The sequence below is a fragment of the Paenibacillus sp. ACRSA genome (genome assembly GCF_022346845.1).
Classification (GTDB): Bacteria; Bacillota; Bacilli; order Paenibacillales; family Paenibacillaceae; genus Paenibacillus.
In genome coordinates, this window is sequence record NZ_JAKRNP010000011.1 from 38,888 (window position 1) to 65,123 (window position 26,236).

The window sequence follows — 26,236 nt, forward strand, 5'->3', positions numbered from 1 at the left end:
TACCATCTTAATGCCATCTACACGGATTGTCAAAAATTAAGAATGAGCTTTTTTTTACCCACTCCACTGAAATCTGTTATGATGGAATAGCTTAACCCTATTCCAAGCATTCGCGTGGATTGCTTAAGGGATTGCTGGCATGTACACAATGACACGCCTGCAGCGGAAGATTAAAAAAGCCGCTTGCAGACAGATTTCAAGTGGGAAAAGGAGCATCGATATGAAACAAGTGACCAAAGGCCAATGGAATGGTTACGACACGTATATCCTACATAGCCGTGAATTGGAGATTACCCTGCTACCGCGTCTTGGAAACAATATCATTTCTATTCGCGATCTCGTGCAGGGACGCGATGTCGTTCGCAGCCCAGAAGAAGATGATCTTGCATTTTATCTGCAGAAACCGTATCACTTCGGTGTTCCGCTTCTCATTCCACCTGGTCGAATTCATCGTGGACAATTCGAATATGAGGGCGTCCATTACCAGTTCGATCAGAACACAGCCAACGACAACCACATCCATGGTCTCCATCGTACACAATCCTGGTGTGTCAGTGACATAGAAGAGGATGAAGATGGATGTGCCATCACTACGGAATTACTTACTGAGAACGAAGATCACTGGATGGAGCAATTCCCTATTCCTCTCAAGCTAGAGATGACGTTTAGGCTGCAAAATGCTGTCCTGAGCCAACAGTTGCGTGTAACGAATTTGAGTTCAACTCCTGCTCCATTTGGAATGGGATATCATACATGGTTCCTACTTGACGGCGCACCTGCCGAATGGACACTTCAGCTGCCTGTTTCAGGTTTATATTCACAGAATGAAGAACAGTTGCCTACAGGTGAAATTGCTGAGCTAGGCGAATGGGCTGCCTTGAATGAAGGTATGAATATGCAAGGCCGAAATTGGGATACACTTCTCAAGGCTGACGAGCATAAACCGGCTATTGCTCAACTACGACGTCAGGATGGATATCTGCTGAATTATTCAGCAGATGAACGATATTTCAAGCATTGGGTTCTCTATACAAAAGGCGAATCCGATCAATTCCTGTGCATTGAGCCTTACACCTGGCTCTCCGATGCCCCGAATCTGTCTTTATCAGATCAGCAAACGGGATTGATCCGACTGGAACCACAGCAGCCAGTAGAGCTGGTTACGCGGATTGAAGTTGTTCCTCCAGTAGAGTAACGTTACAAAGAAACAACTCTATCATGCACCTTATCATGCTCAAAGACGTACGTTCTTCATTTTACCTATACGCCAGAAAGCCGATCCTTATAGGATCGGCTTTTTGCTTATACCCTTCACATCATTAAACCCTAAAATTTCCCTTACGCCATATGATGTATATTTCTTCATTCTCTAACCATACTAACATCACCAACCCATAAGGAGGTGACACACATGTACGGAGGCCAAAACCAAGGTAATAGAAACAGTTCTAACAATCTGGTTGTTCCCCAAGCAACAGCAGCTTTGCAACAATTGAAAATTGAAGCGGCACAAGAGCTGGGTGTAACCATTCCACAAGATGGATACTACGGTAACTACACTTCCCGTGAGACAGGATCTCTGGGAGGATACATTACTAAACGTCTGGTACAAATCGCTGAGCAGCAATTATCGGGTCGTTCTTAAGAACTCGAAAGCATGCTTACGTGGTAAAGCTAAAAGCGGCCTTCTTCGGAAGTGCCGCTTTTGGTTATACTGACGCTTAGGAAGTTGATTCCATTCCTGAATCCTTGTATGTATTTGCCCTAGGATAACGAATCATTAAGTTAGCCATATTGTAATTGGATTCCATCGTTGCATCTACCAAAATCATGCCTTGTCTTACTGTAAAGTCATATGAAATTTCTCCATGCGTCCAATTCTTCTTAAATTTCAACGTCTCTAATGCCATAACCCGGAAAGAAGACCGTTGAGCTTCATTTAATCCCTCATTCTCCACTTCTAATTGTCCATTCCGCCCAGATATCGGATTATGTCGAATTCCGAATTTCCCAATTACGTTATTGCGTATTTGCACAAAAACAACACCTGAATCTAATCCCGCCAACTCATGATCAAGCTCTTTGAACACCAGATCTAACTGTCGTGCTAATGAAAGCTGGTCAATTTTTACCATACTGATCCTCCTTTATGCACTTCATCCCTTCATAACAAGGACTTACGACTCATTATATGACAATATATATAGTCATTCAACAATAACAAACAAACTTGGGTATTTATTACTATAATTTGCACAAATAATTGCCATTTCCGCGATTAAAACTGAGTTTTTTCTCTGTATTGCGACAAAATAATTGTATCTGCCGTGTCACAAAAAAGACTGCCACCCAAATGACGTGCATCGGGCTGGCAGTCTTGTATGATATACAAATGGCATTTGTACCTCGCTAAAAATCAAAGCTTCACTATAAGTGGGTGTTCAGAAAGGGCTTGATTAAAGTCTGCTTTTTGGACAACCTCTATAAATGCTTATTAGTGATCCTCTGTCATCTCAAGGAACTTTTCAATGTCAGCAATAACTAGATCGGCGGCATTTTGCCAGAACTCAGGCTTAGTTAGGTCAGTCCCCAGATGTTTATCTGCCAATTGCTCTACGGTCATTCGCCCCGTATCTCTCAGCAAGTCATCATATTTATCTGCAAAGGCTGTTCCCTCTTGCTGTGCTCTAGCATAGATTCCTGCACTGAACATATAACCGAACGTGTACGGGAAGTTATAGAAAGGTACACCTGTCAGATAGAAATGCAGCTTCGATGCCCAGAAATGCGGATGATCCGATGCTAACACACCACAGAATGCTTCTTGTTGAGCATCCACCATTAATTTGGATAGTTCATCGGCACTAACAAGTCCCTTTTTACGTTGCTCATAGAAACGATTCTCAAATAAGAAGCGAGCGTGGATATTCATAAAGAATGCTACACTCCGTTGAATTTTATCTTCCAACAAAGCCAACTTCTCTTGTTCATCTGTCGCCGCTTGAACAAGTGCATCAGCAACGATCAATTCAGCAAAAGTAGATGCCGTCTCCGCTACATTCATCGCATAGCGTTGATTCAGCGCAGGCAACTCTTCCATGATATGCTGATGGTATCCGTGTCCTAACTCATGAGCGAGTGTCGAAACATTTGATGGAGTCCCAGAGAATGTCATGAAGATTCGAGTTGCTTTGCTCAGTGGCAGAGATGTACAGAATCCACCTGGACGCTTACCAGGACGGTCTTCAGCTTCAATCCAACGCTTCTCAAACGCCATCTCAGCAAATTTCGAAAGCTTGGGACTGAACTTCGCGAACTGTTCAACAATATTAATCGCAGCTTCATCATAAGTCACTTTGCCACCCGATTTTCCAACAGGAGCATCGACGTCACTCCAACTCAGCTTGTCTACGCCAAGAAGCTTCGCTTTGCGCTCTAGGTAACGAACTAATGAAGGTTTGGCTCCGTTAATAACATCCCACATCGTATCCAGTGTCTGACGCGACATCCGGTTAATCGCCAAAGGTTCCTTAAGGATATCATCCCAGCCACGCTTCTCATATAACTTAAGACGGAAACCAGCAAGATGATTCAGCGTATCCGCACAAAAATCCTCGACGTCAGTCCAAGCCTCTTCCCACTGTGCGAAAACCTTTTCGCGTACAGTGCGATCACTGTCACTAAGCTTGTTGGAAGCCTGCCCTGCTGATAACATGACTGTTTCTCCATTTTGCTCAAATGGAATGTTAATTTTTCCTACGATTGTATTATAGAATTTGCCCCAGCCATGGTAACCATCAACCCCTAAATCAAGAGCAAGACCCTCTAGTTCAGGTGACAGCTTCTCACGAGCTTGTGTGCGACTTTCGTTCAGTACAAAAGATAGTGGCTGAATGTCATCCCGAGCGATCCATGCTTCCCATACGTGATCTTCCGTTTCACTGAGTTTGTTATCAAACTGGGACTTACTGCTGCTCAGCATAGCTCCAAGAGAACTAATCGCACCTTGAAGCTGTGTAGCCTTCTTGTCCTTCTGATTCTGTGAAGAGAGACAAGATACAAAGGCCGATCCTTCGGAAGTCCGAATGTAGCAGCTCTGCAACAATTCCAATATCGGATCAAATGTTTTTGTTTCCTCCAGATTGCTTGGTACAGGTGTTTCTTTCAGTAGTTGTTGAAGGTTGCGAACATCCTGCTCAAGCTCAACTAGATATGCAGCAAATGACTCGGATGAAGAACCTCCACTAAAGATGGACTCCAGATCCCATACGGGATGTAATGGTGTTTTCATTTAATTAGGCACCTCTCTCTACAGATTGAATAACAAATGACGTAACAATGAACCCTATGAAGACTGTATTCCATTTTTCACTCAGCACAAATGTAATTAACTGAATAAACACTGGTTTTATGAAGACTGTATCTCTATACTAGAGGAATAGTTTAAGCTATTCTTTAGGAGGTAAATGTGATGAAACCTTTACAAGTATCGGCTGACACAGCCGTAAAATTAGCGGAATCCCTTGGTGTGCCATTGGAACACCTGATGCATATGCCCCAGCATATCTTGATGCAGAAAATTGCCGAGTTAGCCAAAGCTGAAGCGTCCAAGCCAACTGCATCCGAAGAAACCTCGGAAGGCGAGCAAGAATGATTCCTTTTGAGAACAGTTGGCCTTATGACATTGTGATGGGGGACATCTATGTACAGCAATGCCCGTTCTGCCATGCAAGCAATGTGTTGCTGCCCCTGAAACCGAAAGAGCTTGTACGCATCCGTGAAGGCAAGAAGAAATTGCTGGTCTTTCCTTGTTGTAACGGTAGTATGACGGTGATTGATAACGATAGTGACTACCTGCTGTCCAGCCGTCCAATTCGTAATTAATTGGATTCATAAGACGAATATAGTGCTTAGTTGGGGCTACGCTTAGTAGCCCCTTTTTCGGCTTCAACCATCTCTTCAGGTAGCTCCATTTTGCCAGAAATCATCTGTTCCCGCAGTAATGCCCATTGCTCTCTCGAGGCACGAATCATAGCCGCATCTGTAATACGTTTGTCCTGAATGACTCTTCCAAACCATTTGACCGCCTCATGGAAGCGACCTATCCTACGATTTAATTCCCCCAGCAAATAAAGCAATCGGGCTTCATTTCCACCTGTGCCTTCCCGCTCAAATACCCTCACATACGAGTCTAGACTAAATTCCAAGAAACGACGTTCCTGCTCATGATCCTCACGGTAGCGGTATAACCAAGCGATATGATGAAGTAAACCAGCAACGACACGATCCTTCTCTTGGATCACTTGCGCACACAACAGTCCAAGCTTGTACGTTGCAAGTGCCTGATCGATCGTCCGTGCCCCGCTATAATCGCGTTTCTCCCAACGGTTACCGATCTGATTCTTGAAATTTTGCCGTTGTGTATCACTTAAACGTTCCGTTGAATTCTCTGTAGAAGCAAATCCACATTCGGGACAGATACGCACAACGTAAAAGTCCGGGTTCTCTAGTTTGTAATAAGCGCAGAAGTCGGAATCAGTTCGGTAAGGTCTCTTCAAACTTGGTCTAACCCGTGAAGTTTCAAACTCATTTTCACAATAGTGACACGTTATTTTCACCTTATACAGCGGTTCTAGTTCCACTCATTCCATCCCTCTCCCGTAAGCTTGTAATCGGAACTAAGGCGTGTTCACAAAGTGATGTGCCGGTCCCGATAAACGCTGCAGGATAAACGAATGCAACGGTTCTTCAACACCGATCTGTGTCAACGCTTGATTCATACATGAGAGCCATGCTTCAGCTCGTTCAACCGTCACTTCGAAATGCATATGGCGGGCACGCATCATCGGATGACCATATGCCTCAGAGAACAAGGCAGGACCACCGAAAAATTGAGATAAAAACATGTACTGTTTATCCATCACTGGCTGAATATCTTCAGGAAACAATGGTGCTAACTGTTCATTTTGCATAACAATCGGGTAAAAGGCTTCTACCAGAGCTCGTACACCTTGTTCCCCGCCGAGATTTTCATAAATACTTAGCGTAGGTTTCATTGATTTGCCCCCACATTAGTTGTGTCGAATTTTGGCATATATTACACTCCTATGCTTAATTGTGAACTAAAATTAAAGACCAGGTTACATACACCCTAATCCTCATTCTATCAAAAAAAAACCAAAAGTCCTATCTAACATCACACAAGATATGGATTATTATTTAACAATTTTGCGTATGACAGTATGACATGGACTTACTTACGACTAGATAATAACAACAAAAAAAGCGCCAAACCTAAGGTTCAGCGCATCATTTATTCATTAATAGCTTCGCCAGTCCTCTTCTTCAGAGCGTACAAGCGACGCACGTATAACATAGACAAAAGCACAGACTAGGACTCCGGTGACAAGACTCATAATCATCACTCCATCCGAAATGAATTCACCCGTTAGCAGATTGAGGTGACGTTCAGGCGTTTTTTTTCATTTTAGCATACATCGTTTAAAAATACAGCCATTTTTGCAAGCGCTTTCTATTGTAAATAGGTACTTAGTTGTACTGTTTGTCCGCCTTAGCTCATATATTGATGGCACAAGGCCTTATTCTGCCGGAAAGCCATTTTTCTGAAAAGGAGAGGAATCATGTCTGCTCTTGGTAAGCTGCAAAAACTAACCCACGTCATGTTTATACTTGCTATCCTCGCCCTATGCATGCTCATGATTCTATTTCCGGCAGAAACGTGGCAAGCGGGTGTGCGTGGACTTGCCATCTGGTGGGACGTGTTGTTCCCCTCCCTTTTCCCTTTTTTAGTTTTGTCTGAGCTACTCATCGGGTTTGGGATTGTTCATTTTCTCGGTACGTTACTTAATCCACTTATGCGTCCAATTTTTCGTGTACCGGGGAGCGGCGGGTTCGTATTCGCTGTCAGTTGCGCATCCGGTTATCCTACAGGAGCCAAGTTAACTGCGCAGTTGTGGGAACAGAAGTTGGTTACCCGAGAAGAAGGAGAACGCCTCGTAGCTTTCACCACCTCATCTGATCCCATTTTCATGATCGGTGCCGTATCTGTCGGCTTCTTCCATAATGTTGCCATCGCGCCAGTGTTAGTCGCTTCACACTATGCTGCCGCATTTATCGTCGGACTACTGATGCGTTTCCATGGCAAAGGAACAGATCAATCCAATAAACACTCAATTAGCGAATCTAAAGTTTACCCTTCACATCCAAATAACATACAAAAGAATAAACTGAAGCTCGCGATCGAGGCGATGCATCAGGCTCGAATGGCGGATGGTCGGGCATTGGGCGAATTATTGCGCCAAGCCATTGCCTCATCCCTTCGACTTATTATTATCGTTGGGGGGTTAGTTGTATTCTTCTCCGTCATCATGGAGCTATTGGTACAAACAGGCTGGCTGGGCGTGTTATACCAATGGACGGAATTAGGTCTAGTTCATGCTGGGCTGCCCCCGGCTCTGTCCCAGAGCCTTGTAGGCGGGTTATTCGAAGTGACTTTGGGAGCCAAAGAGGCCGGAGCCGCAGGAGCAAGTATCCCCCTTATGTACAAGGCGGCAGCCGCAGCATTTGTATTGTCTTGGGGTGGACTCTCTGTTCACGCACAGATTATGAGCATACTGAGCAACACCCCTATGAGGTATGGGCCTTTCCTGTTAGCTAGAGTCTTCCATGCACTCATCGCACCAATACTGGTGTTGTTGCTGTGGGTACCCATTATGGGAACGATGGATGCGCCTGCGTTTGCCCCGACTTCCCCTAATCTCATCCCCTCTACATACACTCCGCATTGGGGAACGGTTGTTGTTACGGGTCTCGTTACCCTCGGGATTGTGGTGTTCCTGCTGCTGATCTGCTCGTTAATCATTTCTCTATTTTCAAACAGACATGTAAAAAGATAATTCGTTTTGTCCATCTTTAAGGCCAGGAATATCAATCCAACGTTGTGTTCTTCTCCGGAATTGATTATCATCGGTAGTATAATGACCACAAAGGAGCTTTCATCTTGAGATACTATGTTCAAGACCGCGGAGACCAGTTATCGATTGATCTCAGTCAGCAATTTCACGCGCTGGCCAAAGAGGAAGGATTCAAGCTGGATGCAGAATCACCCGAAATTGTTGTCTCTATCGGAGGCGATGGTACGATGCTGCAGGCGTTTCATAACTTCATCGACCGGATCCCGGACATTGCTTTTGTTGGGGTTCACACAGGGCATCTCGGATTTTATGCCGACTGGAAGAAGGAAGAATTAAGAGAATTGGTAAGACTCATGAGCGGAAAAGGGGATTCGGAGCACCTTAAACCCCGCATTGTGCAGTATCCGTTACTGGAGCTGGAGATTCGTAAGAAGTCTGGCAATTCCTCTTATATCGCGTTAAATGAATTTACGTTAAAAGGGGTAGATGGTACCGTTGTTGCTCAGGTTGACATCAATGACGTCACTTTCGAGATGTTTCGTGGGGACGGCATCTGTGTCTCGACGCCATCTGGCAGTACAGCCTACAACAAGGCACTTGGTGGAGCTATGGTGCATCCTACAATTGATGCGATTCAGATCGCTGAGATTGCTTCCATTAACAATCGCGTGTATCGGACGCTGGGTTCACCAGTTATTTTGCCGAAGCACCATCACTGCGATATCTTCTCGCGCAAGGATCAACGTCTGTTGATGACGATTGATCACGTTAACGTTATGGTTGAGGATCTTATCTCTGTACGCTGCCAAGTATCTAGTCATAAAGTGAGCTTTGCGCGGTATCGTCCGTATCCGTTCTGGAATCGAGTGCGCACTGCCTTTCTGGACTAGCTACACGACTTGCTATGCCAATGAGAGTTATCTTCTGATAACAAGCTACAAAAAAAAGCGGCTCCTCTAGGAGCCGCTTTTTGCTTTGGCTGGTGGCTGATCTTTGCACTTTTGTAGAACAAAGTACGCACAACCAAAGTTGCAATATTCATTAATGTAGTCCACCATACTGGAGATCGTTGAATCCTTCGTTGCTTTGGGATGATTGTCCCGGTAGAAGCCCTTCAGACGTAACTGACTGTAACCCCAGTCTCCGATAATATAATCGTATCTTTCCAGCACTTCGCTGTACCGATCACGGAAAACTTCCGTGTTCCATCCTTCTTTGTGGTTCTGTACGATTTCGTAATTTTTCCCACCGACTTGAACGATGATTTTTTCTTGGGGTTTGTCCTGAGGTTTGTCTTGAGATTGATCCTCAGGTTTGTCCTGAAGCGACTCTTGAACCTCTTCTGTACTTCCTTCTTGCACTTCTATATCGTCCATCATGTATCCTCCATCATGCGTGTGTTGCCGCCTGTTCCGCATGTTTGGTAGCTGACTTCACCTGTTCATGCGCATGGTAGGAACTACGCACCATCGGTCCGGATTCCACGTGGCTGAATCCACGTTTCAAACCTTCCTGTTTCAGTGCTGCAAATTCCTCTGGCGGATAATACTTTTCAACAAACAGATGTTTCTCGGAAGGCTGCAAGTACTGACCAATCGTCATAATATCGCAATCTACTGCCCGAAGATCATCCATCGTTGACAGAATTTCATTATACTCCTCACCGACACCCAGCATAATACTTGATTTTGTCGGGATGTTCGGCTGCATTTCTTTGGCACGAGCAAGCAGTTCCAGGGATCGTTTATACTTCGCCTTCGCACGCACTTTGTCTGACAACCGCTCAACCGTCTCAATGTTGTGGTTCAAAATATCCGGTTTGGCATCCATAACAATCTGCAACGACTCACGATCGCCTAGAAAGTCTGGAATAAGTACTTCAACACTGCAGAGTGGCAACCGTCTACGTACAGCCTTCACCGTCTCCGCAAAGATTGTAGCCCCGCCATCCTTCAAATCATCACGAGCTACGCTGGTAATGACACAGTGCTGCAGATTCATCTGTTCTGCCGCCTCTGCTACCCGTTCTGGTTCTTGCAAATCTAGTTCCGTTGGCAAGCCGGTATTGACCGCACAAAAACGGCATGCCCGTGTGCAAATATCGCCCAAAATCATAAAAGTTGCCGTTCGATTGGCCCAGCATTCATAAATGTTGGGACAGCGTGCTTCCTCACATACTGTATGCAGCGTTTTGGAACGCATCATCTCTTTCATTTCCTGATAATTATCGCCGGTGGTCAACTTGATCCGAATCCAATCTGGTTTCGGTTCTTTAACACGTTTAGCCAATGCGTAAACCTTCTTTCTACTGAAGTTAGGCTGTTGCTCGGAACATATTATACCATGAAAGCGTTGGAAAAACTCCCATTTGTCTCATCTTGTGCATCACAGCTCTTATATGCAAAATGCTTACATGGATAAAATCACGACTTTTGAAGAACCTAGGATATAGCTTATTCACTCGGCAATCGTGTTTATCATCTACGGAAAGGGGCTGCTTCCCTGTGCAAGATCGCTTCACAACGCGGTTTACCTATACTTTCTGGATTAAAACGATTCTCGCAGGCACATTGCTTCTCCCACTCTTGCCTGTAGATGTCCATGGTAAACCCTCTATAACCACATCACAAGTCCAGAACCAGGGTGCAGAACAAAAACCTGCTGAAATTTTCGCTGCACGCCGTCATCTATATGAAAGTATCGGGCAGATAACCGGGATACCCTGGTACAGATTAGCAGCGATTGATCAATATGAACGAACCATTACACGTGCACACCCGAAGGATCGCAATCATCCTGAACGGCTGACAGGCATCTATATGACGTCTCCAGCATGGAGAGGCTGGTTAAACCCGGATGAGACGGATCAGCATCCGGCCTCCATTCTATTTTTCAACGGGTATGGGCGAGATGGTTCGGGTGACGGCATTGCAGATCCCAACAATGATCTAGATCTACTCTACAGTTTCGCTAGTGTTATTCAGAAGTATGGAAACCGTCAGGAGGACTTCAACATTGCTCTATGGGAGTATTATCATAACTCCAGATCGGTACAGCGCATTCAGCAATTCGCTAAGTTATACGAGCATTTCGACAATCTTGATCTATTTGGACATGCATTCCCCGTCCCGTTAGGTAGCAATTACTCCTATCGTAGCACATGGGGAACCAAACGAAGCTGGGGAGGCTATAGAATTCACGAAGGTACGGATATCTTCGCTCCTCACGGCCTTCCTGTCCGCAGCACTTGTTATGGTGTTGTAGAGATTAAGGGTTGGAACCCATTCGGTGGTTGGCGGATTGGTATTCGGGATCTGAATAATCACTACCACTATTACGCACATCTATCTGGCTTTGACAAAAACGCCCATATCGGTGAAGTTGTAACGCCAGGTCAAGTCGTAGGTTGGGTAGGTAGCTCGGGTTACGGAAAACCAGGAACTCAAGGCAAGTTCCCTCCACATCTTCATTATGGTATTTATCGAGATAGTGGTCTGACGGAATGGTCGTTTGATCCCTATCCATCGTTATCTCATTGGGAGCGGGAAGAACGCAAACAGAAGAAAAACAAAAGCAAATAAATGTTGATGACAATGGATTTTGTAGTGTAATGTGTTCTTCCTCAGATTGATACGACGTAAAATATCAAACGTTTAAACATCGAACGTAAACCCAAAAGAGCCTTATGTTAAGGCTCTTTTGGGTTTTGTCTTTTATTTTAAGCTTAATGATTTCCATTCGTGTTGGGCTGCGTTCCATTGATCTCGGGCATCTCCTCCAGATCAAACACGCCTCCTTGTGAGCCTTCAGATGGCATTTGCTGCTGCGTAGGAGCTGGTGGGCTCGTCGATGGACTTGCCGGATTAGAAGTAACCCCTCCCCCGCTTGATACCCCTGAATGACCTGATGGGAGTGCGATAGCTGGAGCCTGGCTACCATTGCTGCCTACAGGTTTTCCTTGATTATCATAGTAGTACATCGGTACATCGCCTACAACGAGCAGGTACGAGATCGGAATCTCTGTATCCACCGTCTCAGGTTCCATATCAAACGGCACCACCACAGCAACCTCTGCAATGATGTGAATGTATACTTCGACCAAGATCATATTGATACCGGCATTTTGCTGACGAGTGTTCAGGTCTACTTTTACCGCCCCCTGAGGCTCAATACGAACCGGGATATTGGGGCCAAATGATGCCATCACAGGGCTGCCTAATGCTTGCCCAAGTGGTATTTTCTCTTTTAACATATGCACATTCTGTAGGGTGGACTGCACGATGTTCATCGTACTTGCGGTGATTCGCATATGCTCGTTGTAGTTCAGCATAAAACCAGACACTTTCCCGGCAGTATCCGTCTTCCAATCGATTAAGCCTTCCGTTGTCTTACCTTCTGCCACCTGTGCCGTAATCGCTTTGTTGATCGCCTCGGTGGCAATCTGCTTCACCCTAATTTTGGCTAGGTGCATAATAGGGGGCTTCATTTTCTTATCCACATAGGCAAACCCCTGCATTAAACAAAAAGCAGTTACTAATAAAATGATCAACCACATTTTACGCTTGCCACTTGGCGGCTTACGGCGTCTCCGGCTTCGCCATCTTCTTCTCATCAATTTAGTGTCCCTCCCCTGCGGGATGAGCTATACGAGGTTGTTCTAACCCGACTAGGTATATGTTATCCTTATGCACTGTTGTCCCGAAAAAGAAGGACAGCACCTCTTATATGATAAGTTGGCATACGCCCCCTTTTATAAACGACAAAAAAAGTGCACCCTCCCACTACATCTGTGGAAGAGTACACTTATTACCATGGTCAAAATATATGAATTAGTTCTTCTCGACAGCGTGACCGCCAAACTCATTACGCAGTGCAGCTACCACTTTACCTGTGAACGTATCTGTCTCCAGGGAGCGATAACGCATCAACAAGGACAACGCAATAACAGGTGTAGCCGTTTGAAGATCAAACGCTGTTTCAACTGTCCAACGTCCTTCACCGGAAGAGTGCATAACACCTTTGATTTCATCCAAGTTCGCATCTTTGGAGAATGCACGCTCTGTCAATTCCATCAACCAAGAACGAATAACGGAACCGTTGTTCCATACACGTGCAACTTGCTCGAAGTCGAAATCAAAACCACTTTTCTCCAATACGTCGAAACCTTCACCGATGGAAGCCATCATACCGTACTCGATACCGTTGTGAACCATTTTGAGGAAGTGACCGCTGCCCGCTTTACCTGCGTACAGGTAGCCGTTCTCTACGGATGTATCTTTGAATGCTGGTTCAACCACTGCCCATGCTTCAGGGTCGCCACCGATCATGTAACATGCACCGTTGCGCGCACCTTCCATACCACCGGAAGTACCTGCGTCCATGTAATGGATGCCTTGTGGTTTCAACTCTTCATAACGACGGATGGATTCTTTGTAGTGGGAGTTACCCGCTTCAATGATGATGTCGCCTTTGGAGAGAAGTGGGCTAATCTCAGCCAATACTGCATCTACTACGTTGTGAGGTACCATAATCCACAATACGCGTGGGGATTCGAGAGATGCAACCATTTCTGCATAAGAAGATACGCCTTGTGCGCCGTATTCTGACATTTCTTTCACAGCTTCAGTGTTCAAGTCAAAAGCTATGACTTCATGTTTGTGATCAATCAAGTTTCTTCCAAGGTTCAATCCCATTTTACCTAATCCAACGAGTCCGAGTTTCATAATAAATCCTCCTGTAATGTGAACTATGTTTAAATTTTATTTTTGTTCAGATAAGAAAATAAGTACCAACACGGACCAAGTAGCCGTTCCGGTGTCGATTCGTTCTTACGATCGCTCTTATCCCCAGATTTTTTTAATCTCCTTTTACAAGAAGAAAATCCGGGGATAAAGGCGCACGCTTTCGCTTCTCCAGAATCGATCTCGACTCCTCCACTACTTTTCCCCGTCTCATCCAACTCATTTTCAAACCGAACGCCATCTATATTCAAAAATTTCCACAGCCTTCTAGGTAAAGATAAGCGGAAGGTCTTACGCAAAATTGGAATGGTACAATTGGAACTTTGAAGGCATTACTTCTATAGAAATGAAATCGTATGTTAGATTTCTTTATATTGGCTTAGTCTATACAGGCTCTCAAAGCTTTAGATTTGGCAAAGCTTATTGGTCAGTGCTTAGACCGGTTATCTTACCACCAACGGAAGCCGTTCTCAGCTGTCAGGCGGTCTGCTGACTCAGGGCCATGTGAACCTGCCGCATACGTATCCAGCGGCACACTGCCTTCTTGGAAGGCTTCTTGAATCGGTTGAACCCATTTCCATGCCAACTCAACTTCATTCCAGTGTGCGAAGAAAGTGGAGTCTCCGCGCATTGCGTCGAAGATCAAATTCTCATATGCTTCAGGCACATTGCGTTTGCCTGAGCTGAACGTCATACTCATCGGTTCCACATCACCATGGTTCAATGGATTCTTCGCATTTAATTGAAGCGAGATGCTTTCTCCTGGTCCAATTTCAATGGTTAGCAGGTTCGGCTCCATCGTATTCTCGGATTCATGCCCTGTTTTCAGTGGAGCTTTGAATTCAACAACGATTCGGGTAGATTTCTCAGCCATACGTTTACCTGTACGGATATAGAATGGAACCTCACTCCAGAATGGATCATCAACCCACAATCTTGCAGCTACATAGGTTTCATTCTGAGAACCAGCTGGGATACCAGGCTCGTCCAGATAACCAACAACAGAAGAACCTTGCAGTTCACCTGCTGCATATTGAGCACGAACAACCTCGGTTGCGATATTCTCTTTCGACAGTGGACGAAGAGACTCGGCAATCTTACGTTTCTTAAATTGAATTTCTTCTGGCGTACAACGCTTCGGCAAATGTAAACCGATCATCATCAGCAACTGAAGCATGTGGTTTTGGAACATGTCACGAAGTGCACCACTTTGGTCATAATACGCAGCTCGTTCTTCAACACCAACAGTCTCACTTGCTGTAATCTGTACATTGGCAATGTAACGGTTAGACCACAAAGCCTGAATAACTGGATTCGCATAAGTTAACGTCTCCATATTCTGAACCATCGGTTTACCGAGGAAGTGGTCAATCCGATAAATTTCTTCTTCTGCAAAGGTATTGCTAAGCTTCTCATTTAGTTCACGTGCGGATTGCAAGTCATGTCCAAATGGTTTTTCGATAATCAGTTTCTTCCAGCCTTTAGTGTTACCGAGTCCACTTTCTTGGATATTCAGTGCGATCGGCTCGAAGAATTCTGGTGCTACCGACATGTAGAACATGCGATTCTCAGGAATGCTAAGTTCTTGCTCACGCTGTTGAACCAATTCAAGCAGTTTGGTGTAATCTTCAAGCTTCGTATTGTTTAGAGAACAATAGCGGAAAGCCCCAATGAAATCACGTACCTGGGACGCTTCCTCTGGAGTTTGGCGTGAAAATTCATGCAATGACTTTTCGACATTCGCCTGAAAGTCTGCATCCGACAATTCACGCCGACCCAGACCAATAACGGAAAAGGATTTCGGCATTTTTTGATCCATGTACAGATTATATAATGCAGGGTAAATCTTGCGTTTTGCTAAATCGCCTGTTGCCCCAAACAGGACAAATGTCATTGCATCCATTGGAGTGCCTCCTGTGCTCTGTGCAGTATAGTATATGATGTTGCAAAATGTTCAAATCCAAGCATGACAAAAGACGGAATAAGTGGGTATGCTACCCGCCTTGCCTCCGTTTACATATCCGGCTTGAATTTAACATGGAACATTCCTTCTCTCCACAACTCGTTTGTAGGTTATAAATTGTAACCATTTGAATTAACGTTACCCATATTACACCTGTCGTCACAATTCGTCAACAATCATGTCGAACCTGTGAACACCAGTGTTTACAGGATTTTTCTTTGATGATAACGCTTTATGTGGTAACATTAATAACAATTGGCATGTGACCTTTTATACATAAAGCAACTAGACACCAAGGTTACAATAAGTATACTAATGCTATAATAAGCATAACCAAACTAAAGGAGTACAATTATGAGCGAGGATAAGAATGCCAAGCAAATGTGCGAAAAAGTGGAACAATCTTATCAGATCATTGGCCGCAAATGGGTAGCCCTCATTATTCATGCGTTAATGGAAGAACCCAAACGTTTCAGTGAAATTCACGCTTATATCCCTGACTTGAGCAAACGTGTGTTGAATGAACGAATGAAGGAACTTGAGGAAGAAGGACTAGTGGTTCGTCATGTGGTTACAGAACGTCCGGTGCGGACAGAATATATGTTGTCCCGCAAAGGGACAGAGCTCGGGAGGGCATTAAGTGCCGTGGAACGATGGGCTGATAAGTGGCTTTAATGAAGGATATAACTAGATATTGATGTAGTGAAATTTAATTGAATTTAATTGAGGTTATATTGAAATGGTATAAGGGATTAATCGAGATTTAGACGTTGATGCCTACTTTTATTTGTATCAGGAGCGAGGGAGAACTAGCGAATTGTAATTAGTCTTTCTCAGTTCGCTCCTGGTTCTTCATGTTAAATAATTATATCTTTCCCATTCACTTCGGTAACGTAAATATAACGTCCAATGGATCTTTCCCTGCAAAAAATGCATCGTACAATCTCTTCACTTCAGGTGAATCCAAATCCTTCTCTTGCGAGTTAATCAACTCTTCCAATGTTTCCAGAACGCTTATTTCTCTTGCTGACAGCACCTTCGAGTTCAGCAAGAGTTCTTTTTGATTAGGAAGCAATCCTCTAGGCCAGCAATCCGCATAAACGCCATGGTAAGTATCATACAAGAACGTAATTTGGCTGATGCCAGCATATTTTCGAACCTGTGGATGCACCAATAACAGAAATTGTGCAATGATCCCAGAACGCCATCTTATACTTGAAACTTCTTTGGCCTCTGTGAGTAGTTTTGATTCATTGCCTGGCGATTCGGTCACATCATCCAGTTCAAATCGGGAAAGGATTGTGATGGTCTTTTCTTTATCCACATGTTTTATTAATTGAATCACGACCTCTTGTTTACGCACCCCAGCATGAACAAATCCATTTAAGCAAGATATAATATCATCTAAATTAGTAGCATGATCACGTATACATCGGATGTATTCATTGAAAAGTTCATCAGAATATCTAACACTGTTCTCATCCCAATAATACGATTGAACTATCGTCTCAATTAATGAAGCTCGGTCATATTTATCATCAATTCGTGGTAGAAGTTCTATCATATATTCCACAAAATCATCACCACAATATTCTAGAATCGGCGGGATGTATTTTATTTTCTCCAGTAAAACAAAGAATGTCAGATACTCTATCGTACCTTTATCTTTGGTTAGATTTTTAAGTATTTCATTCATATGAATACAGCTCCAATTGTTCTAGCTGTTTCAATGCGATGTGCTGATAAGGCTCGCACAGTTTAGTTATTTTTTGAATCAATAAAGGGTTCTCTAACTTTTTCTCGTCTGCATAGATTTCTTTCCATATGTCATAGAAACTCACACCATAATGAATAGAGGATGTGTTCGCTGGGTCATCTTCATAACTTAATTTATTGATGATATCACGTAGACTTAATCTATTCTCAATAAATTGAAGGTAATAATAACCAACGGTAGTATCACTAGGTGAGAAGTTATTTTCTGTGTAATAACGCTCTTCCACTCTTTTTTCACATACAGCTGTCCCAAGTTCCACGATATTCTTCGCTAAAGACACGTCATAAATCCAGTATTCCACCTGGCTCTTCTTTAGAATCTGTCGATCTGCCCAGTCCTGCCAATCAGGTTTGGTATAATATTCACTCTCACATGCTATGTATAGATAATCTGCGATCATGTTGTTGTCTCCTTACATGCTTATCTCAATATTTGCTTTGAATTCTCTACAATGTAACTCGTTTCATTCTAAGATCTTCATACCTGGTTTCATTGGGTCTTCCAAATGAATTCTGCTAGCGACTATACTTGTTATTACTTCAATTGAATCTTGACCCTTTGCTGAATACGCTGAGAAAGTGAACAAAAACATGCCATCGTCCAGCTCTTCTACCTTCAACTCAGTAATGCTATCGTTAGGAATGTAGCCACTCGGCTCCATCCGGATGGATTCAATATTAGAGAACACAATGTACCCATTAATAATGTCTTCATCTGAGTAATAATTCCACGTAGTCGTTCTAACTCTAGATACTGTGGTCACCTGTATTCTCACTTCGGAGTTCCAGCCATCCATAATGATTTGCTTACAACCGCGATCACCAAGATAAATAGTTTGAATAAACGCTTTAGGATGCATAAAGCTACACTTCCCTCATTTTCATGTGCTTAGTTGCTCAAATCGTTTTGATCATTCTTTTCCAGGTCCTTTGAAATGTATCGAAATTATCTGCAACTTTATATAGCCCCTCATTACGGGTAGGATCATCATACTCCATATCTTTCCAATAATAAATCCTCTCTAGATCATCCATCAAAATCTTGCCTCCAGCAGCAGCTTCTCCAATGAGAATGTGCCCAGTCGGAAATTCATCCTTGAACGTATTCCAATACGCAAGATCATATCGTTTCTCTACGTGAACACCAAATATAACATGTAATGGGATAACCTCATTTAATTCCTCCACTACAAACGTACAGTAATGAACAAGCACTTTACCTCCATTATGATTTCTTAGATATGTCCTGTAGCCTGGAGGCAGCTTCCTACCTAGCTTTTGTTCCAGCTCATCTAACATCACATCGGTAGCGTAGCCGAAACTTCTAAGAAAAATCGGATGTCCTTGATCAATCGCTTGCCTATATTTCTCAACTTCACCTATAAATCGTTCCACATCTACTTCATGAAGGGCATAAGGACTAAACAACCACTGGACATAGTCACATTTCTTCGAATAATCCATCCTTATCCAATGAGATTGTTGGATTTTTAACATGTAAGATAAGCAACGTTCCCAAATCCACTCTTTCTTGTGTTCTAGCCAGTTTGACCAACGTTCGATCTTATTCATATCTGTAGCTGACTGAAGCTCTACAATCGTTTTCAATACACGCTGAGCCAGTTCCGCAGTATACGGACTTGCCTGTATATCGATATCAGAGGGACTGAGGTTAAATTTAGCTTCGAATATAGCTCTATGGAGGGCAAGCAGTTCAGTTTCTTCCTCGACCACCAGTTTAGAACTGTCCATTCACGTTACCTCCTCATTTCTCTATTACTATCATGTTCACTCATACCGACTTCCTGAATATAAGATCATAGCAACTAGCTTCCAGTCCAAGTGTTCCAATTGTTCTCTCTCGGATTCTGGGTACAGCCCATCCATATCCTCAATCCATGATGCCATTCCGTTTAAATAATCCTCTAGTGAAATGTTCGCCCAATCCTCCGAATTGTTCTTCAAATCATCTACTAAAGAGGAAATAAATCGAACTATATCTTCTCGATTTTCAATCTTCTCCAGATTCTCATAGATACTAGACATATCATTTGCTTCTGAACTACTCATTCTGATCACCACTACTTTCTGATCGCTATGTATTGTGTCTAGACGCTTTGTTAGGTTTAAGCTTCCGTTTCTGACTGAGCTTTTTCTAAGCTTCTACCGATCCTGATCAGTAATTGAATCTGCTCATCACGTAAATGTTCATGTAACCCATCTATTTCATCATCTAGAAAGTTAAGACCGATATGTTCTAGACAAGTAGATAAGATAGCGATCATACCGTAAGGATTATATTGCTCCCAATCATCACCTAATTTGCCCCAGTTCTCAATTACTTTAAGAAAACTCGCAAAATCATTTACTGTTTCGAATGGTTTGTTCCAATCTGCCTGATCGGCGCTCATTACGATCATATCCTTTCGATCCATTTAACATCTCATTTTCTAGAAATGATGTATACTCCACTTCACACGCCCAAGTTGGATGTTTTTCATTCAATTGATGTAGTAATCCTCTCATGATTGGACATTTTCTCGATCTTCTTTTTCAGAATTCATTATATTAACGCAACCATCCTTCTATTAAATTCAAAGTTCTATACGTAGTATGCCACAGCAACATCTGAGTTGTAATACGAGTACCAACAATTCAAAGTTGCAAATATGTAAATCACGTTCACTTTAAGATGCAAGAAGTCTATAGGTTTATTTGGAAAAGAAAAGCAAAGTGTAAAATAGAAACTCCAACTTAAAAACTGGAGCAGAAGGCATAACCCAGCCCGGCTCCAGTCAGTCTGTATATGACTCCCATACTTCTACGCTCATATTACTTAATAACAACCATGACGCCAGCCAGTGGATGAGCATAATAAAATTGATTCTCAACCTATTTCTCACGCTGCCCTCTTCCTATCGCACACTATAACCGATCTGATCTAAATACGAATAAAATTGCTTTCGCACTTGATCCAAATCCTGCTTCTGTTCTGCTGATAATCGTTCCTCATGAATGCTACCATTCTCGTCCACAACAATGGCTTCATACTTCTCCATATTCTCGAACAAGACTTGAAATTCAATAAACTCTTCCTTCGAAAGCATCTCCTCGGCAGCCTTGTATGTTTCAGTACGGAATTGTTGACGATCCATCAATTCCTTCTCTTCACTAGCACCTTCTAACCGTTCAAAGAAAGACTCCAAACTTGCGACTAGTTGGTTGTACTTCTCCTGATCTGCTGTACTCCATTGCTCTGGATGCATTTCTCCTTGCGAATCAGCGTGAGTCAGAGACATCTGCCCCCATTGTTTCAGGAGCCCCATATACTGAGTGAACTCCACTTCACTGAAATAGGCTTTGGCTTCCTGCAGTTTCGCTTCCAAACGGTTATAATCAGCCGAGGTTCCTCCCATCACTCTTATGTTTTCTTCAGCACCATAGATATCATCTGCAAGATAGGTGTAGCCTGCATATGCGCCTGTAGGGATAATTAGAACGGCCGCTATTACGGTTGCGACTAACCATTTACGTGGACGATTTTTCCCCTTCGACTCACTTCGGATAGCTTTCAGCATATTTTCCTTCCCTTCTGGTGGGGTAGCCCACGTACTTGTTTCTCCTTGGTAAGCTTCACGTAATTCATCCTCCAGTTTCATGCCAGTCCTCCACCTTTCCTATTTTCAAATGAATAGATCATACTCTTCTTCTGGCGTAGCTTAGTCAGTGCAGCATGAATTCGAGACTTAACCGTACCGAGCGGAATATCTAGAATCCAGGCAATTTCTTCTTGGGTGTATTCGTTTAAATAATGCAGGGTAACCACTTGCTGCAATTTGTATGGCAACCGACGTACTTGTTCTAGCAGAGGCTGATGTGCCAATTTACTGATTAGATCAACAGAGAAATCAATCTCCATGCCAGTGTCTGATTTCTCAATCCGTTGATTAAACCGAAATTGGGTCAACCTCCGCCGCCGATAATTTTTCACCTGACGCATCGTGATGCCCATAAGCCACGGACGAAAAGCACGCTCCGCATCATATCGATCCAATGACCGATACGCCTGAATATAAATATCCTGCACCAGATCTTCCGTATCAGAGACATGATTAATCAGAAACCGGACTGTCCGGTACACATCCGTTACTGTTCTCTCATACAACTCTCCATAGGCTTTATCATCACCAGCTCGTGTTAACGCTACAAGTTCTATGTATTCGTGTTCCTCTCTCATCAGCCAACCCCTCTCCTCTATTCACTATATATTGGCATAACGGGCTCATATCGTTCGATTTATTTCAGTTGCAGGTGCATCTACACGGTTAGGAAAAGCAACGGACTAAGTAATTCACTGAACAGTGATGGAATGTCATAGACTGGCTTGAGTTCACCTGCTGTCTTCGAGATACCGGCAATGATCATTGATGAGAGGAAAACCGGTTCACAACTAACCTCCATGGTAAGGAAGTGTTCTACGTTTGAAAGAAAAGATAAAAAACCTGACTAGACTGAGACTGTGCTCTTGTCCGGGTCAGGTTTTTGGTTAGTCTTAATTTTCAGTTCTAAACCAAACTCGTTAGTTGAATTTTAAAAGAAAGACATTCAATAGCTTATAGTGATATTTTTAAATTTTTTAATCTGTCGATCGGAATTTTTATTATTTACATTTATCTCATATGTATGTGGTTTATAATACTTATATTGTTTGTTCTCTTCATCGTAAAAAGCTTCTCTCTCAATTATTTCAACTTCTTTTGCCCCAATAAAACATAAAAGGACATCGCGAAATAAAGATAACAGCTTGACATGTGAAAGACTTCGCAAATTCCCCTCATATACCACATTTCCAGAAGTATCACTTGTCGTATACATACCTTTTCTATTTTCATCTATAAACATAATCTCTTCATTGTGAACAAAAATTGATGTTTGATCTCCATTAAAACTAATAAACAGATGCTGTTTCTCCCCATCAAAACATATAAATTGAATTGGTGTACTTGATGTTATTTCAATCTCTCGATCGTCTTGAGACAATGTTCTTATAGCTATAGATGAGTTATTCTCGAATTTAGTTATAAAATACTTACAAAGTTCTTCATTAGAGAATTGCATACATGCCCTGGAACCATAGTTCACTTCTTCTGGCATTGATTAAACACCTTCCTTGGTACAAGTGTAAAAGTCATGATAACATTTACATCGATTAAGTTTATTGTTGAGATAAAAGTGCCGATATTTCTAATCATTAAATATTCTACATTAATTCCCACAATTTTCTCAAGGTAAGCCAAAAGCTCCATCTAAGGATATAAACTGAAGCTTAAAACAATGCAGCCGCACATAAATGAAAAACAATATCCTCCCTATATACAATATCACCACATACATATCCCTGAAGGGCGCTCATACCTTGACCCCTAGTTGTATTCCATGTTACGTTTCCTGTATTAAGTCGTTAAGCTTTTAAAGGGGGATCGGCAATGACTGAATTAGAAATCGTAGATGTTTATGTGAACCTGTCAACGAACATCAACACTGGCATGGTTCACAACATAACTAATCAGAATCCGGCACTTTATCCTCCTACTATATAGAGTAGCTTGGCACTAATACTTAGTGCTAAGTTTCTTCAACGTATATCTAGGCTGATGTTACGCAAAAAGGCACCGGAAAATGGGGCTTTTTATGTTTTTCATCTTAGGATATCCGGAAATTTTGACTAACCTAAACTTCTCAAACATTAGATAAAGTCATTCATTTCAGAGACGATCTGAAATTCTGATTATGTTCAAATGTAAAAGTGAAGCAATCCATGTCATGGTAGCTACTCTGCCGGACTAACTTTTATATTTCACATAAAAAGGATGATCTTTATGTCGTTAATTAACGTTACTAACCTTACCTTCGCCTATGATGGCAGTTACGATAATATATTTGAACATGTGAGCTTTCAGCTAGACACTGATTGGAAATTAGGATTTACCGGCAGGAACGGGAGAGGCAAAACAACTTTTCTGCAATTGCTGCTTGGTAAATACGAGTACAGTGGGCGGATCTCAGCGCAGGTTGACTTTGAATACTTCCCTTTCCAGGTAAAGGATAAAAGCATGATGACCCTCGATGTCGTCGAGGACATTTATCCTGAGTACCTACATTGGCAGCTCGCGCGTGAGCTTAACCTCTTGAAAGTATCGGAAGATATTCTATATCGGCCTTTCGATTCCCTATCTCAGGGGGAACAGACCAAAGTCATGCTGGCAGCCTTATTCCTGAAGGATAATCAGTTCTTGCTCATCGATGAACCTACTAACCATCTGGATCTACATGCGCGAAAAATCGTGAGTGAGTATCTTCGCAATAAGAGTGGATTTATCTTGGTATCTCACGATCGATCTTTCCTGGATCACTGTGTAGATCACATCCTATCTATCAACAAGACGAACATCGAGATTCAAAAAGGGAATTTCTCCGCCTGGTGGGAGAACAAAAGAAGACAAGATCAGTTCGAACTCGCCAGCAATGAGAAACTAATGAAGGATATCAAGCGTTTATCTGACTCAGCCAAACGGACGGGTGGATGGTCGCATGAAGTAGAGAAAAGCAAGAATGGCACCCGAAATTCCGGCTCCAAAGTAGATAAAGGCTATATCGGACACAAGGCAGCCAAGATGATGAAACGTTCCAAAAACATCGAACAGAGACAGCAATCTGCCATCCAAGAAAAGTCTAAACTACTCAAAAATCTGGAAAACGCAGAACGTTTACAGATTCATCAGCTCGATTTTCACAAGAATGAACTGGTCGAATTAGAGAATGTAACGATCGCATACGGCTCTAGTACGGTGTGTACCGATGTAAGTTTTGCGATTGAAAAAGGAGATCGCATTGCTCTATACGGTAAGAATGGATCGGGTAAATCAAGCCTGCTTAAATTAATCTGTGGCGAGGATATTTCATATACAGGTCTTTGTCGTAAAGACCCTCAGCTCAAAATCTCCTATGTGTCGCAGGATACTTCCGATCTTAGCGGTAATTTATCTGATTATGCGTCTAATCAAGGAATTGATGAGAGCCTGTTTAAATCCATTCTGAGAAAACTCGATTTTTCCAGACTACAATTGGAGAAGGATATTTCGAGCTTTAGCGCCGGTCAGAAAAAGAAAGTGCTCATTGCCAAAAGTTTAAGTGAGCAAGCTCACCTGCACATTTGGGATGAACCACTCAACTTCGTGGATGTTATATCGCGTATGCAAATTGAAGATCTACTGTTGGAGTTTGAGCCAACACTTCTCTTTGTAGAGCACGACAGTGAGTTCTGCGGCAATATTGCAAAGAAAGTGATTGAGCTATAGTTGCAAACAGAATGGAAAAGTAAGCCAATAAAGCCGCCATCAGGCGGCTTTTCGTTGTATATTCGATGTACGTACTTACTGCATTATTCTAACAGCGAATCCTTAAAATGCTCCTCACATATGAATGACCTCTCATCTATCGGAATTCCGCAGTTTTAGCATCATAGATAACCAGAGTGTCGGAATGGGTTGCAGGCTTACTACATAATACAATAGAACCATCTAAATTTATGCTTTCTTATTAACTGTATGTATAATATCAAGTAAATTATTTTTCAAATCATCAATCATATTTTCCAAATATTTAAAGTATCCATCTACTCCTCTACGAATTATTGCATTCATTACAGGATGGTAGTCTTTACTTGTCGCTTTAATCAAATCCTCTGCAAAGTTTACTGCTTGCTTTTCACTATATTTAAACTCGTTAATTAGTAATCCAATTATCAGAGCATGTGCCTGTGATGAAAACAGTCGTAATTCATTTGCAACATCACTTACTCCTATCTCATCATTATTTAAGTTTAATAAGTCCGTCTTTTTTCATCTTCTTTCGCGTATAGTCAATTAAACGTTTTTTTATCACAATTCCGTATGTTCCTCCTCTTCATCTTCAACTAATTTGGTGAAAAAATCTAAAAAAGTTTCCCATGTATCTGGTGGTGAAATGAAAGACATTGTATCTATTCTTTCGATATCCGTTGCATCACACCATATAACGGATGGATTATTTTGAGTATCCATAATAATAATACTGTTCGGTGGCTCAGCTAACACAACAAAATTTGATGGTAATTTAATTGCGTTCCGAAGCCTAAGTGTTTCGTCTACAATATTAGGTGTAATGTCCTTATATGCAAACGCAAAACAACTTATTCCCCCTAGTAAACCCCCACTGTAAAATTTCGCTATATCACAATAATCGTCGGGAAGTTTTAACTGAAGAATTTCTTCGATTTTTCTTATAACATCCTCGTTGATTCCATCTTCAGGACACAACTGCATATATCTCTCATATATTTCATCTAGACTTGACAAAGATTAAGCCTCCTTAAAATTATTTTTTTTCAATATTAACAAGTATGGGTGGTCATACGTGTAGTGTACAACACAGTCTGGCTCAGCGCCACTGCGCAAACGCTTCAATGTATCGTACGTGTACTGTTTATTTTCTTCCTTCAGCAGCAAGCCCGATAGACTGTACTCGTACTTAAATTGTTGTAAACGAATGCCATGTCCGCTCGTATCCGTCAGACGAGTCAGTTGGCCTGCGGCATAGTATTCCCCGTTGCTCCTGGTTACCGTTTTGGCGCGGGGTGAGATGAGGATCAAAGCAGCCGAAATGTTATTATCCCGAATGGAAAGCCCGAACAGCCTCATCAGATTTCTCATATGGTAACCAAGCCTATTATAAGAGAGTCTACACCCAGTATTATGGCAGCCAATCCGGAGCTTGTAAGCAAA

At 42.5% G+C, this 26,236-nt stretch carries 30 protein-coding genes; 9 read left to right on the forward strand and 21 right to left on the reverse strand.

What is annotated here, in order from left to right; all coding sequences use genetic code 11:
- The first annotated feature begins 220 nt into the window (after positions 1 to 220).
- Positions 221 to 1,195, forward strand: a complete 975-nt coding sequence (locus MH215_RS23695) for an aldose 1-epimerase (protein ID WP_056702313.1) — start codon at positions 221 to 223, stop codon at positions 1,193 to 1,195.
- A gap of 216 nt (positions 1,196 to 1,411) precedes the next feature.
- Positions 1,412 to 1,645 (forward strand): alpha/beta-type small acid-soluble spore protein, encoded by a 234-nt coding sequence (locus tag MH215_RS23700; protein WP_024634588.1) that lies wholly within the window; start codon positions 1,412 to 1,414, stop codon positions 1,643 to 1,645.
- 76 nt (positions 1,646 to 1,721) lie between these two features.
- Here the strand turns inward: MH215_RS23700 and MH215_RS23705 are convergent, their stop codons facing one another.
- Positions 1,722 to 2,135, reverse strand: a complete 414-nt coding sequence (locus tag MH215_RS23705) for an O-methyltransferase (RefSeq protein ID WP_239293596.1) — start codon at positions 2,133 to 2,135, stop codon at positions 1,722 to 1,724.
- 359 nt (positions 2,136 to 2,494) lie between these two features.
- The gene (locus MH215_RS23710) at positions 2,495 to 4,291 is read right to left on the reverse strand and encodes a M3 family oligoendopeptidase (RefSeq protein ID WP_239293597.1); all 1,797 of its coding nucleotides are present in this window, start codon (positions 4,289 to 4,291) and stop codon (positions 2,495 to 2,497) included.
- Positions 4,292 to 4,471: 180 nt separating this feature from the next.
- On the opposite strand from MH215_RS23710, the gene MH215_RS23715 reads away from it, so the two are divergent.
- Together MH215_RS23715 and MH215_RS23720 are read left to right on the forward strand one after the other, a co-directional pair.
- A complete protein-coding gene (locus MH215_RS23715; RefSeq protein ID WP_239293598.1) occupies positions 4,472 to 4,654 on the forward strand; it encodes a YycC family protein in 183 nt (60 codons plus the stop codon).
- Positions 4,651 to 4,884, forward strand: coding sequence for a hypothetical protein (locus tag MH215_RS23720; RefSeq protein WP_056702306.1), 234 nt, complete (start codon positions 4,651 to 4,653; stop codon positions 4,882 to 4,884). Before MH215_RS23715 ends, MH215_RS23720 begins: the two co-directional genes overlap by 4 nt.
- Positions 4,885 to 4,910: 26 nt before the next feature.
- On the opposite strand, the gene MH215_RS23725 is transcribed toward MH215_RS23720, so the two are convergent.
- Together MH215_RS23725 and MH215_RS23730 are read right to left on the reverse strand one after the other, a co-directional pair.
- Entirely contained in the window at positions 4,911 to 5,642 is a 732-nt protein-coding gene (locus MH215_RS23725) for a DUF2225 domain-containing protein (protein WP_056702304.1), read from the reverse strand.
- 36 nt (positions 5,643 to 5,678) lie between these two features.
- Positions 5,679 to 6,056: a globin domain-containing protein gene (locus tag MH215_RS23730; RefSeq protein WP_128103471.1), complete on the reverse strand. Its 378-nt coding sequence runs from the start codon at positions 6,054 to 6,056 to the stop codon at positions 5,679 to 5,681.
- A 585-nt stretch (positions 6,057 to 6,641) separates the two neighbouring features.
- Here MH215_RS23730 and ylbJ point away from each other — a divergent pair.
- Together ylbJ and MH215_RS23740 are read left to right on the forward strand one after the other, a co-directional pair.
- The gene (gene ylbJ, locus MH215_RS23735) at positions 6,642 to 7,916 is read left to right on the forward strand and encodes a sporulation integral membrane protein YlbJ (RefSeq protein WP_239293599.1); all 1,275 of its coding nucleotides are present in this window, start codon (positions 6,642 to 6,644) and stop codon (positions 7,914 to 7,916) included.
- A gap of 104 nt (positions 7,917 to 8,020) precedes the next feature.
- Positions 8,021 to 8,824 carry an NAD kinase gene (locus MH215_RS23740; protein ID WP_056702297.1) on the forward strand — a complete coding sequence of 268 codons (804 nt, stop codon included), beginning with the start codon at positions 8,021 to 8,023 and terminating at the stop codon, positions 8,822 to 8,824.
- A gap of 66 nt (positions 8,825 to 8,890) precedes the next feature.
- Here the strand turns inward: MH215_RS23740 and MH215_RS23745 are convergent, their stop codons facing one another.
- Positions 8,891 to 9,313 (reverse strand): YutD family protein, encoded by a 423-nt coding sequence (locus MH215_RS23745; protein WP_239293600.1) that lies wholly within the window; start codon positions 9,311 to 9,313, stop codon positions 8,891 to 8,893.
- 10 nt (positions 9,314 to 9,323) lie between these two features.
- The gene (lipA, locus tag MH215_RS23750) at positions 9,324 to 10,223 is read right to left on the reverse strand and encodes a lipoyl synthase (protein WP_056702296.1); all 900 of its coding nucleotides are present in this window, start codon (positions 10,221 to 10,223) and stop codon (positions 9,324 to 9,326) included.
- Positions 10,224 to 10,438: 215 nt separating this feature from the next.
- On the opposite strand from lipA, the gene MH215_RS23755 reads away from it, so the two are divergent.
- Complete coding sequence (locus MH215_RS23755; RefSeq protein WP_239293601.1) at positions 10,439 to 11,515, forward strand: peptidoglycan DD-metalloendopeptidase family protein; 1,077 nt, start codon at positions 10,439 to 10,441, stop codon at positions 11,513 to 11,515.
- 143 nt (positions 11,516 to 11,658) lie between these two features.
- On the opposite strand, the gene yunB is transcribed toward MH215_RS23755, so the two are convergent.
- From yunB to zwf, 3 genes are all read right to left on the reverse strand, one after another.
- Positions 11,659 to 12,546, reverse strand: a complete 888-nt coding sequence (yunB, locus tag MH215_RS23760; RefSeq protein ID WP_239293602.1) for a sporulation protein YunB — start codon at positions 12,544 to 12,546, stop codon at positions 11,659 to 11,661.
- 217 nt (positions 12,547 to 12,763) lie between these two features.
- A complete protein-coding gene (gnd, locus tag MH215_RS23765) occupies positions 12,764 to 13,657 on the reverse strand; it encodes a phosphogluconate dehydrogenase (NAD(+)-dependent, decarboxylating) (protein ID WP_239293603.1) in 894 nt (297 codons plus the stop codon).
- Between the two features lie 466 nt (positions 13,658 to 14,123).
- Positions 14,124 to 15,578: a glucose-6-phosphate dehydrogenase gene (zwf, locus tag MH215_RS23770; protein ID WP_239293604.1), complete on the reverse strand. Its 1,455-nt coding sequence runs from the start codon at positions 15,576 to 15,578 to the stop codon at positions 14,124 to 14,126.
- 414 nt (positions 15,579 to 15,992) lie between these two features.
- Here zwf and MH215_RS23775 point away from each other — a divergent pair, with 414 nt between their 5' ends.
- The gene (locus MH215_RS23775; protein ID WP_056702287.1) at positions 15,993 to 16,313 is read left to right on the forward strand and encodes a winged helix-turn-helix transcriptional regulator; all 321 of its coding nucleotides are present in this window, start codon (positions 15,993 to 15,995) and stop codon (positions 16,311 to 16,313) included.
- Between the two features lie 205 nt (positions 16,314 to 16,518).
- On the opposite strand, the gene MH215_RS23780 is transcribed toward MH215_RS23775, so the two are convergent.
- From MH215_RS23780 to MH215_RS23820, 9 genes are all read right to left on the reverse strand, one after another.
- Positions 16,519 to 17,334, reverse strand: a complete 816-nt coding sequence (locus MH215_RS23780) for a hypothetical protein (RefSeq protein WP_239293605.1) — start codon at positions 17,332 to 17,334, stop codon at positions 16,519 to 16,521.
- A complete protein-coding gene (locus tag MH215_RS23785) occupies positions 17,327 to 17,815 on the reverse strand; it encodes a hypothetical protein (RefSeq protein ID WP_239293606.1) in 489 nt (162 codons plus the stop codon). The genes MH215_RS23780 and MH215_RS23785 overlap by 8 nt, the downstream gene beginning before the upstream one ends.
- Before the next feature lie 63 nt (positions 17,816 to 17,878).
- Positions 17,879 to 18,274, reverse strand: a complete 396-nt coding sequence (locus MH215_RS23790; protein WP_239293607.1) for a DUF6258 family protein — start codon at positions 18,272 to 18,274, stop codon at positions 17,879 to 17,881.
- Between the two features lie 37 nt (positions 18,275 to 18,311).
- Positions 18,312 to 19,166, reverse strand: coding sequence for an SMI1/KNR4 family protein (locus tag MH215_RS23795; RefSeq protein WP_239293608.1), 855 nt, complete (start codon positions 19,164 to 19,166; stop codon positions 18,312 to 18,314).
- A gap of 36 nt (positions 19,167 to 19,202) precedes the next feature.
- Positions 19,203 to 19,460: a DUF7660 family protein gene (locus MH215_RS23800; RefSeq protein WP_239293609.1), complete on the reverse strand. Its 258-nt coding sequence runs from the start codon at positions 19,458 to 19,460 to the stop codon at positions 19,203 to 19,205.
- A gap of 80 nt (positions 19,461 to 19,540) precedes the next feature.
- A complete protein-coding gene (locus MH215_RS23805) occupies positions 19,541 to 19,825 on the reverse strand; it encodes a hypothetical protein (protein WP_239293610.1) in 285 nt (94 codons plus the stop codon).
- Between the two features lie 504 nt (positions 19,826 to 20,329).
- A complete protein-coding gene (locus tag MH215_RS23810; protein WP_239293611.1) occupies positions 20,330 to 21,073 on the reverse strand; it encodes a DUF3600 domain-containing protein in 744 nt (247 codons plus the stop codon).
- Positions 21,070 to 21,651 (reverse strand): sigma-70 family RNA polymerase sigma factor, encoded by a 582-nt coding sequence (locus MH215_RS23815; protein ID WP_239293612.1) that lies wholly within the window; start codon positions 21,649 to 21,651, stop codon positions 21,070 to 21,072. Before MH215_RS23815 ends, MH215_RS23810 begins: the two co-directional genes overlap by 4 nt.
- Before the next feature lie 368 nt (positions 21,652 to 22,019).
- The gene (locus tag MH215_RS23820; protein ID WP_239293613.1) at positions 22,020 to 22,568 is read right to left on the reverse strand and encodes a hypothetical protein; all 549 of its coding nucleotides are present in this window, start codon (positions 22,566 to 22,568) and stop codon (positions 22,020 to 22,022) included.
- A 725-nt stretch (positions 22,569 to 23,293) separates the two neighbouring features.
- Between MH215_RS23820 and MH215_RS23825 the strand changes: the two genes are divergently transcribed.
- On the forward strand, positions 23,294 to 24,772 hold the full coding sequence (locus tag MH215_RS23825) for an Lsa family ABC-F type ribosomal protection protein (protein WP_239293614.1): 1,479 nt from the start codon (positions 23,294 to 23,296) through the stop codon (positions 24,770 to 24,772).
- Between the two features lie 228 nt (positions 24,773 to 25,000).
- On the opposite strand, the gene imm48 is transcribed toward MH215_RS23825, so the two are convergent.
- The 3 genes from imm48 to MH215_RS23835 all read right to left on the reverse strand — a co-directional run bounded on the left by imm48 (position 25,001) and on the right by MH215_RS23835 (position 26,164).
- Positions 25,001 to 25,279 (reverse strand): Imm48 family immunity protein, encoded by a 279-nt coding sequence (gene imm48, locus MH215_RS29360; protein ID WP_481857484.1) that lies wholly within the window; start codon positions 25,277 to 25,279, stop codon positions 25,001 to 25,003.
- Between the two features lie 75 nt (positions 25,280 to 25,354).
- Positions 25,355 to 25,810 carry an SMI1/KNR4 family protein gene (locus MH215_RS23830; protein ID WP_239293615.1) on the reverse strand — a complete coding sequence of 152 codons (456 nt, stop codon included), beginning with the start codon at positions 25,808 to 25,810 and terminating at the stop codon, positions 25,355 to 25,357.
- Positions 25,811 to 25,813: 3 nt separating this feature from the next.
- The gene (locus MH215_RS23835; RefSeq protein WP_239293616.1) at positions 25,814 to 26,164 is read right to left on the reverse strand and encodes a hypothetical protein; all 351 of its coding nucleotides are present in this window, start codon (positions 26,162 to 26,164) and stop codon (positions 25,814 to 25,816) included.
- Positions 26,165 to 26,236 lie beyond the last annotated feature (72 nt).

Coding starts and splice junctions, on each gene's coding strand:
- MH215_RS23695 (WP_056702313.1), top strand. CDS start 221: ATGAAACAAGTGACCAAAGGCCAATGGAATGGTTACGACACGTATATC.
- MH215_RS23700 (WP_024634588.1), top strand. CDS start 1,412: ATGTACGGAGGCCAAAACCAAGGTAATAGAAACAGTTCTAACAATCTG.
- MH215_RS23705 (WP_239293596.1), bottom strand. CDS start 2,135: ATGGTAAAAATTGACCAGCTTTCATTAGCACGACAGTTAGATCTGGTG.
- MH215_RS23710 (WP_239293597.1), bottom strand. CDS start 4,291: ATGAAAACACCATTACATCCCGTATGGGATCTGGAGTCCATCTTTAGT.
- MH215_RS23715 (WP_239293598.1), top strand. CDS start 4,472: ATGAAACCTTTACAAGTATCGGCTGACACAGCCGTAAAATTAGCGGAA.
- MH215_RS23720 (WP_056702306.1), top strand. CDS start 4,651: ATGATTCCTTTTGAGAACAGTTGGCCTTATGACATTGTGATGGGGGAC.
- MH215_RS23730 (WP_128103471.1), bottom strand. CDS start 6,056: ATGAAACCTACGCTAAGTATTTATGAAAATCTCGGCGGGGAACAAGGT.
- ylbJ (WP_239293599.1), top strand. CDS start 6,642: ATGTCTGCTCTTGGTAAGCTGCAAAAACTAACCCACGTCATGTTTATA.
- MH215_RS23745 (WP_239293600.1), bottom strand. CDS start 9,313: ATGATGGACGATATAGAAGTGCAAGAAGGAAGTACAGAAGAGGTTCAA.
- yunB (WP_239293602.1), bottom strand. CDS start 12,546: ATGAGAAGAAGATGGCGAAGCCGGAGACGCCGTAAGCCGCCAAGTGGC.
- gnd (WP_239293603.1), bottom strand. CDS start 13,657: ATGAAACTCGGACTCGTTGGATTAGGTAAAATGGGATTGAACCTTGGA.
- zwf (WP_239293604.1), bottom strand. CDS start 15,578: ATGGATGCAATGACATTTGTCCTGTTTGGGGCAACAGGCGATTTAGCA.
- MH215_RS23775 (WP_056702287.1), top strand. CDS start 15,993: ATGAGCGAGGATAAGAATGCCAAGCAAATGTGCGAAAAAGTGGAACAA.
- MH215_RS23780 (WP_239293605.1), bottom strand. CDS start 17,334: ATGAATGAAATACTTAAAAATCTAACCAAAGATAAAGGTACGATAGAG.
- MH215_RS23785 (WP_239293606.1), bottom strand. CDS start 17,815: ATGATCGCAGATTATCTATACATAGCATGTGAGAGTGAATATTATACC.
- MH215_RS23790 (WP_239293607.1), bottom strand. CDS start 18,274: ATGCATCCTAAAGCGTTTATTCAAACTATTTATCTTGGTGATCGCGGT.
- MH215_RS23795 (WP_239293608.1), bottom strand. CDS start 19,166: ATGGACAGTTCTAAACTGGTGGTCGAGGAAGAAACTGAACTGCTTGCC.
- MH215_RS23800 (WP_239293609.1), bottom strand. CDS start 19,460: ATGTCTAGTATCTATGAGAATCTGGAGAAGATTGAAAATCGAGAAGAT.
- MH215_RS23805 (WP_239293610.1), bottom strand. CDS start 19,825: ATGAGCGCCGATCAGGCAGATTGGAACAAACCATTCGAAACAGTAAAT.
- MH215_RS23810 (WP_239293611.1), bottom strand. CDS start 21,073: ATGAAACTGGAGGATGAATTACGTGAAGCTTACCAAGGAGAAACAAGT.
- MH215_RS23815 (WP_239293612.1), bottom strand. CDS start 21,651: ATGAGAGAGGAACACGAATACATAGAACTTGTAGCGTTAACACGAGCT.
- MH215_RS23820 (WP_239293613.1), bottom strand. CDS start 22,568: ATGCCAGAAGAAGTGAACTATGGTTCCAGGGCATGTATGCAATTCTCT.
- MH215_RS23825 (WP_239293614.1), top strand. CDS start 23,294: ATGTCGTTAATTAACGTTACTAACCTTACCTTCGCCTATGATGGCAGT.
- MH215_RS23835 (WP_239293616.1), bottom strand. CDS start 26,164: ATGAGAAATCTGATGAGGCTGTTCGGGCTTTCCATTCGGGATAATAAC.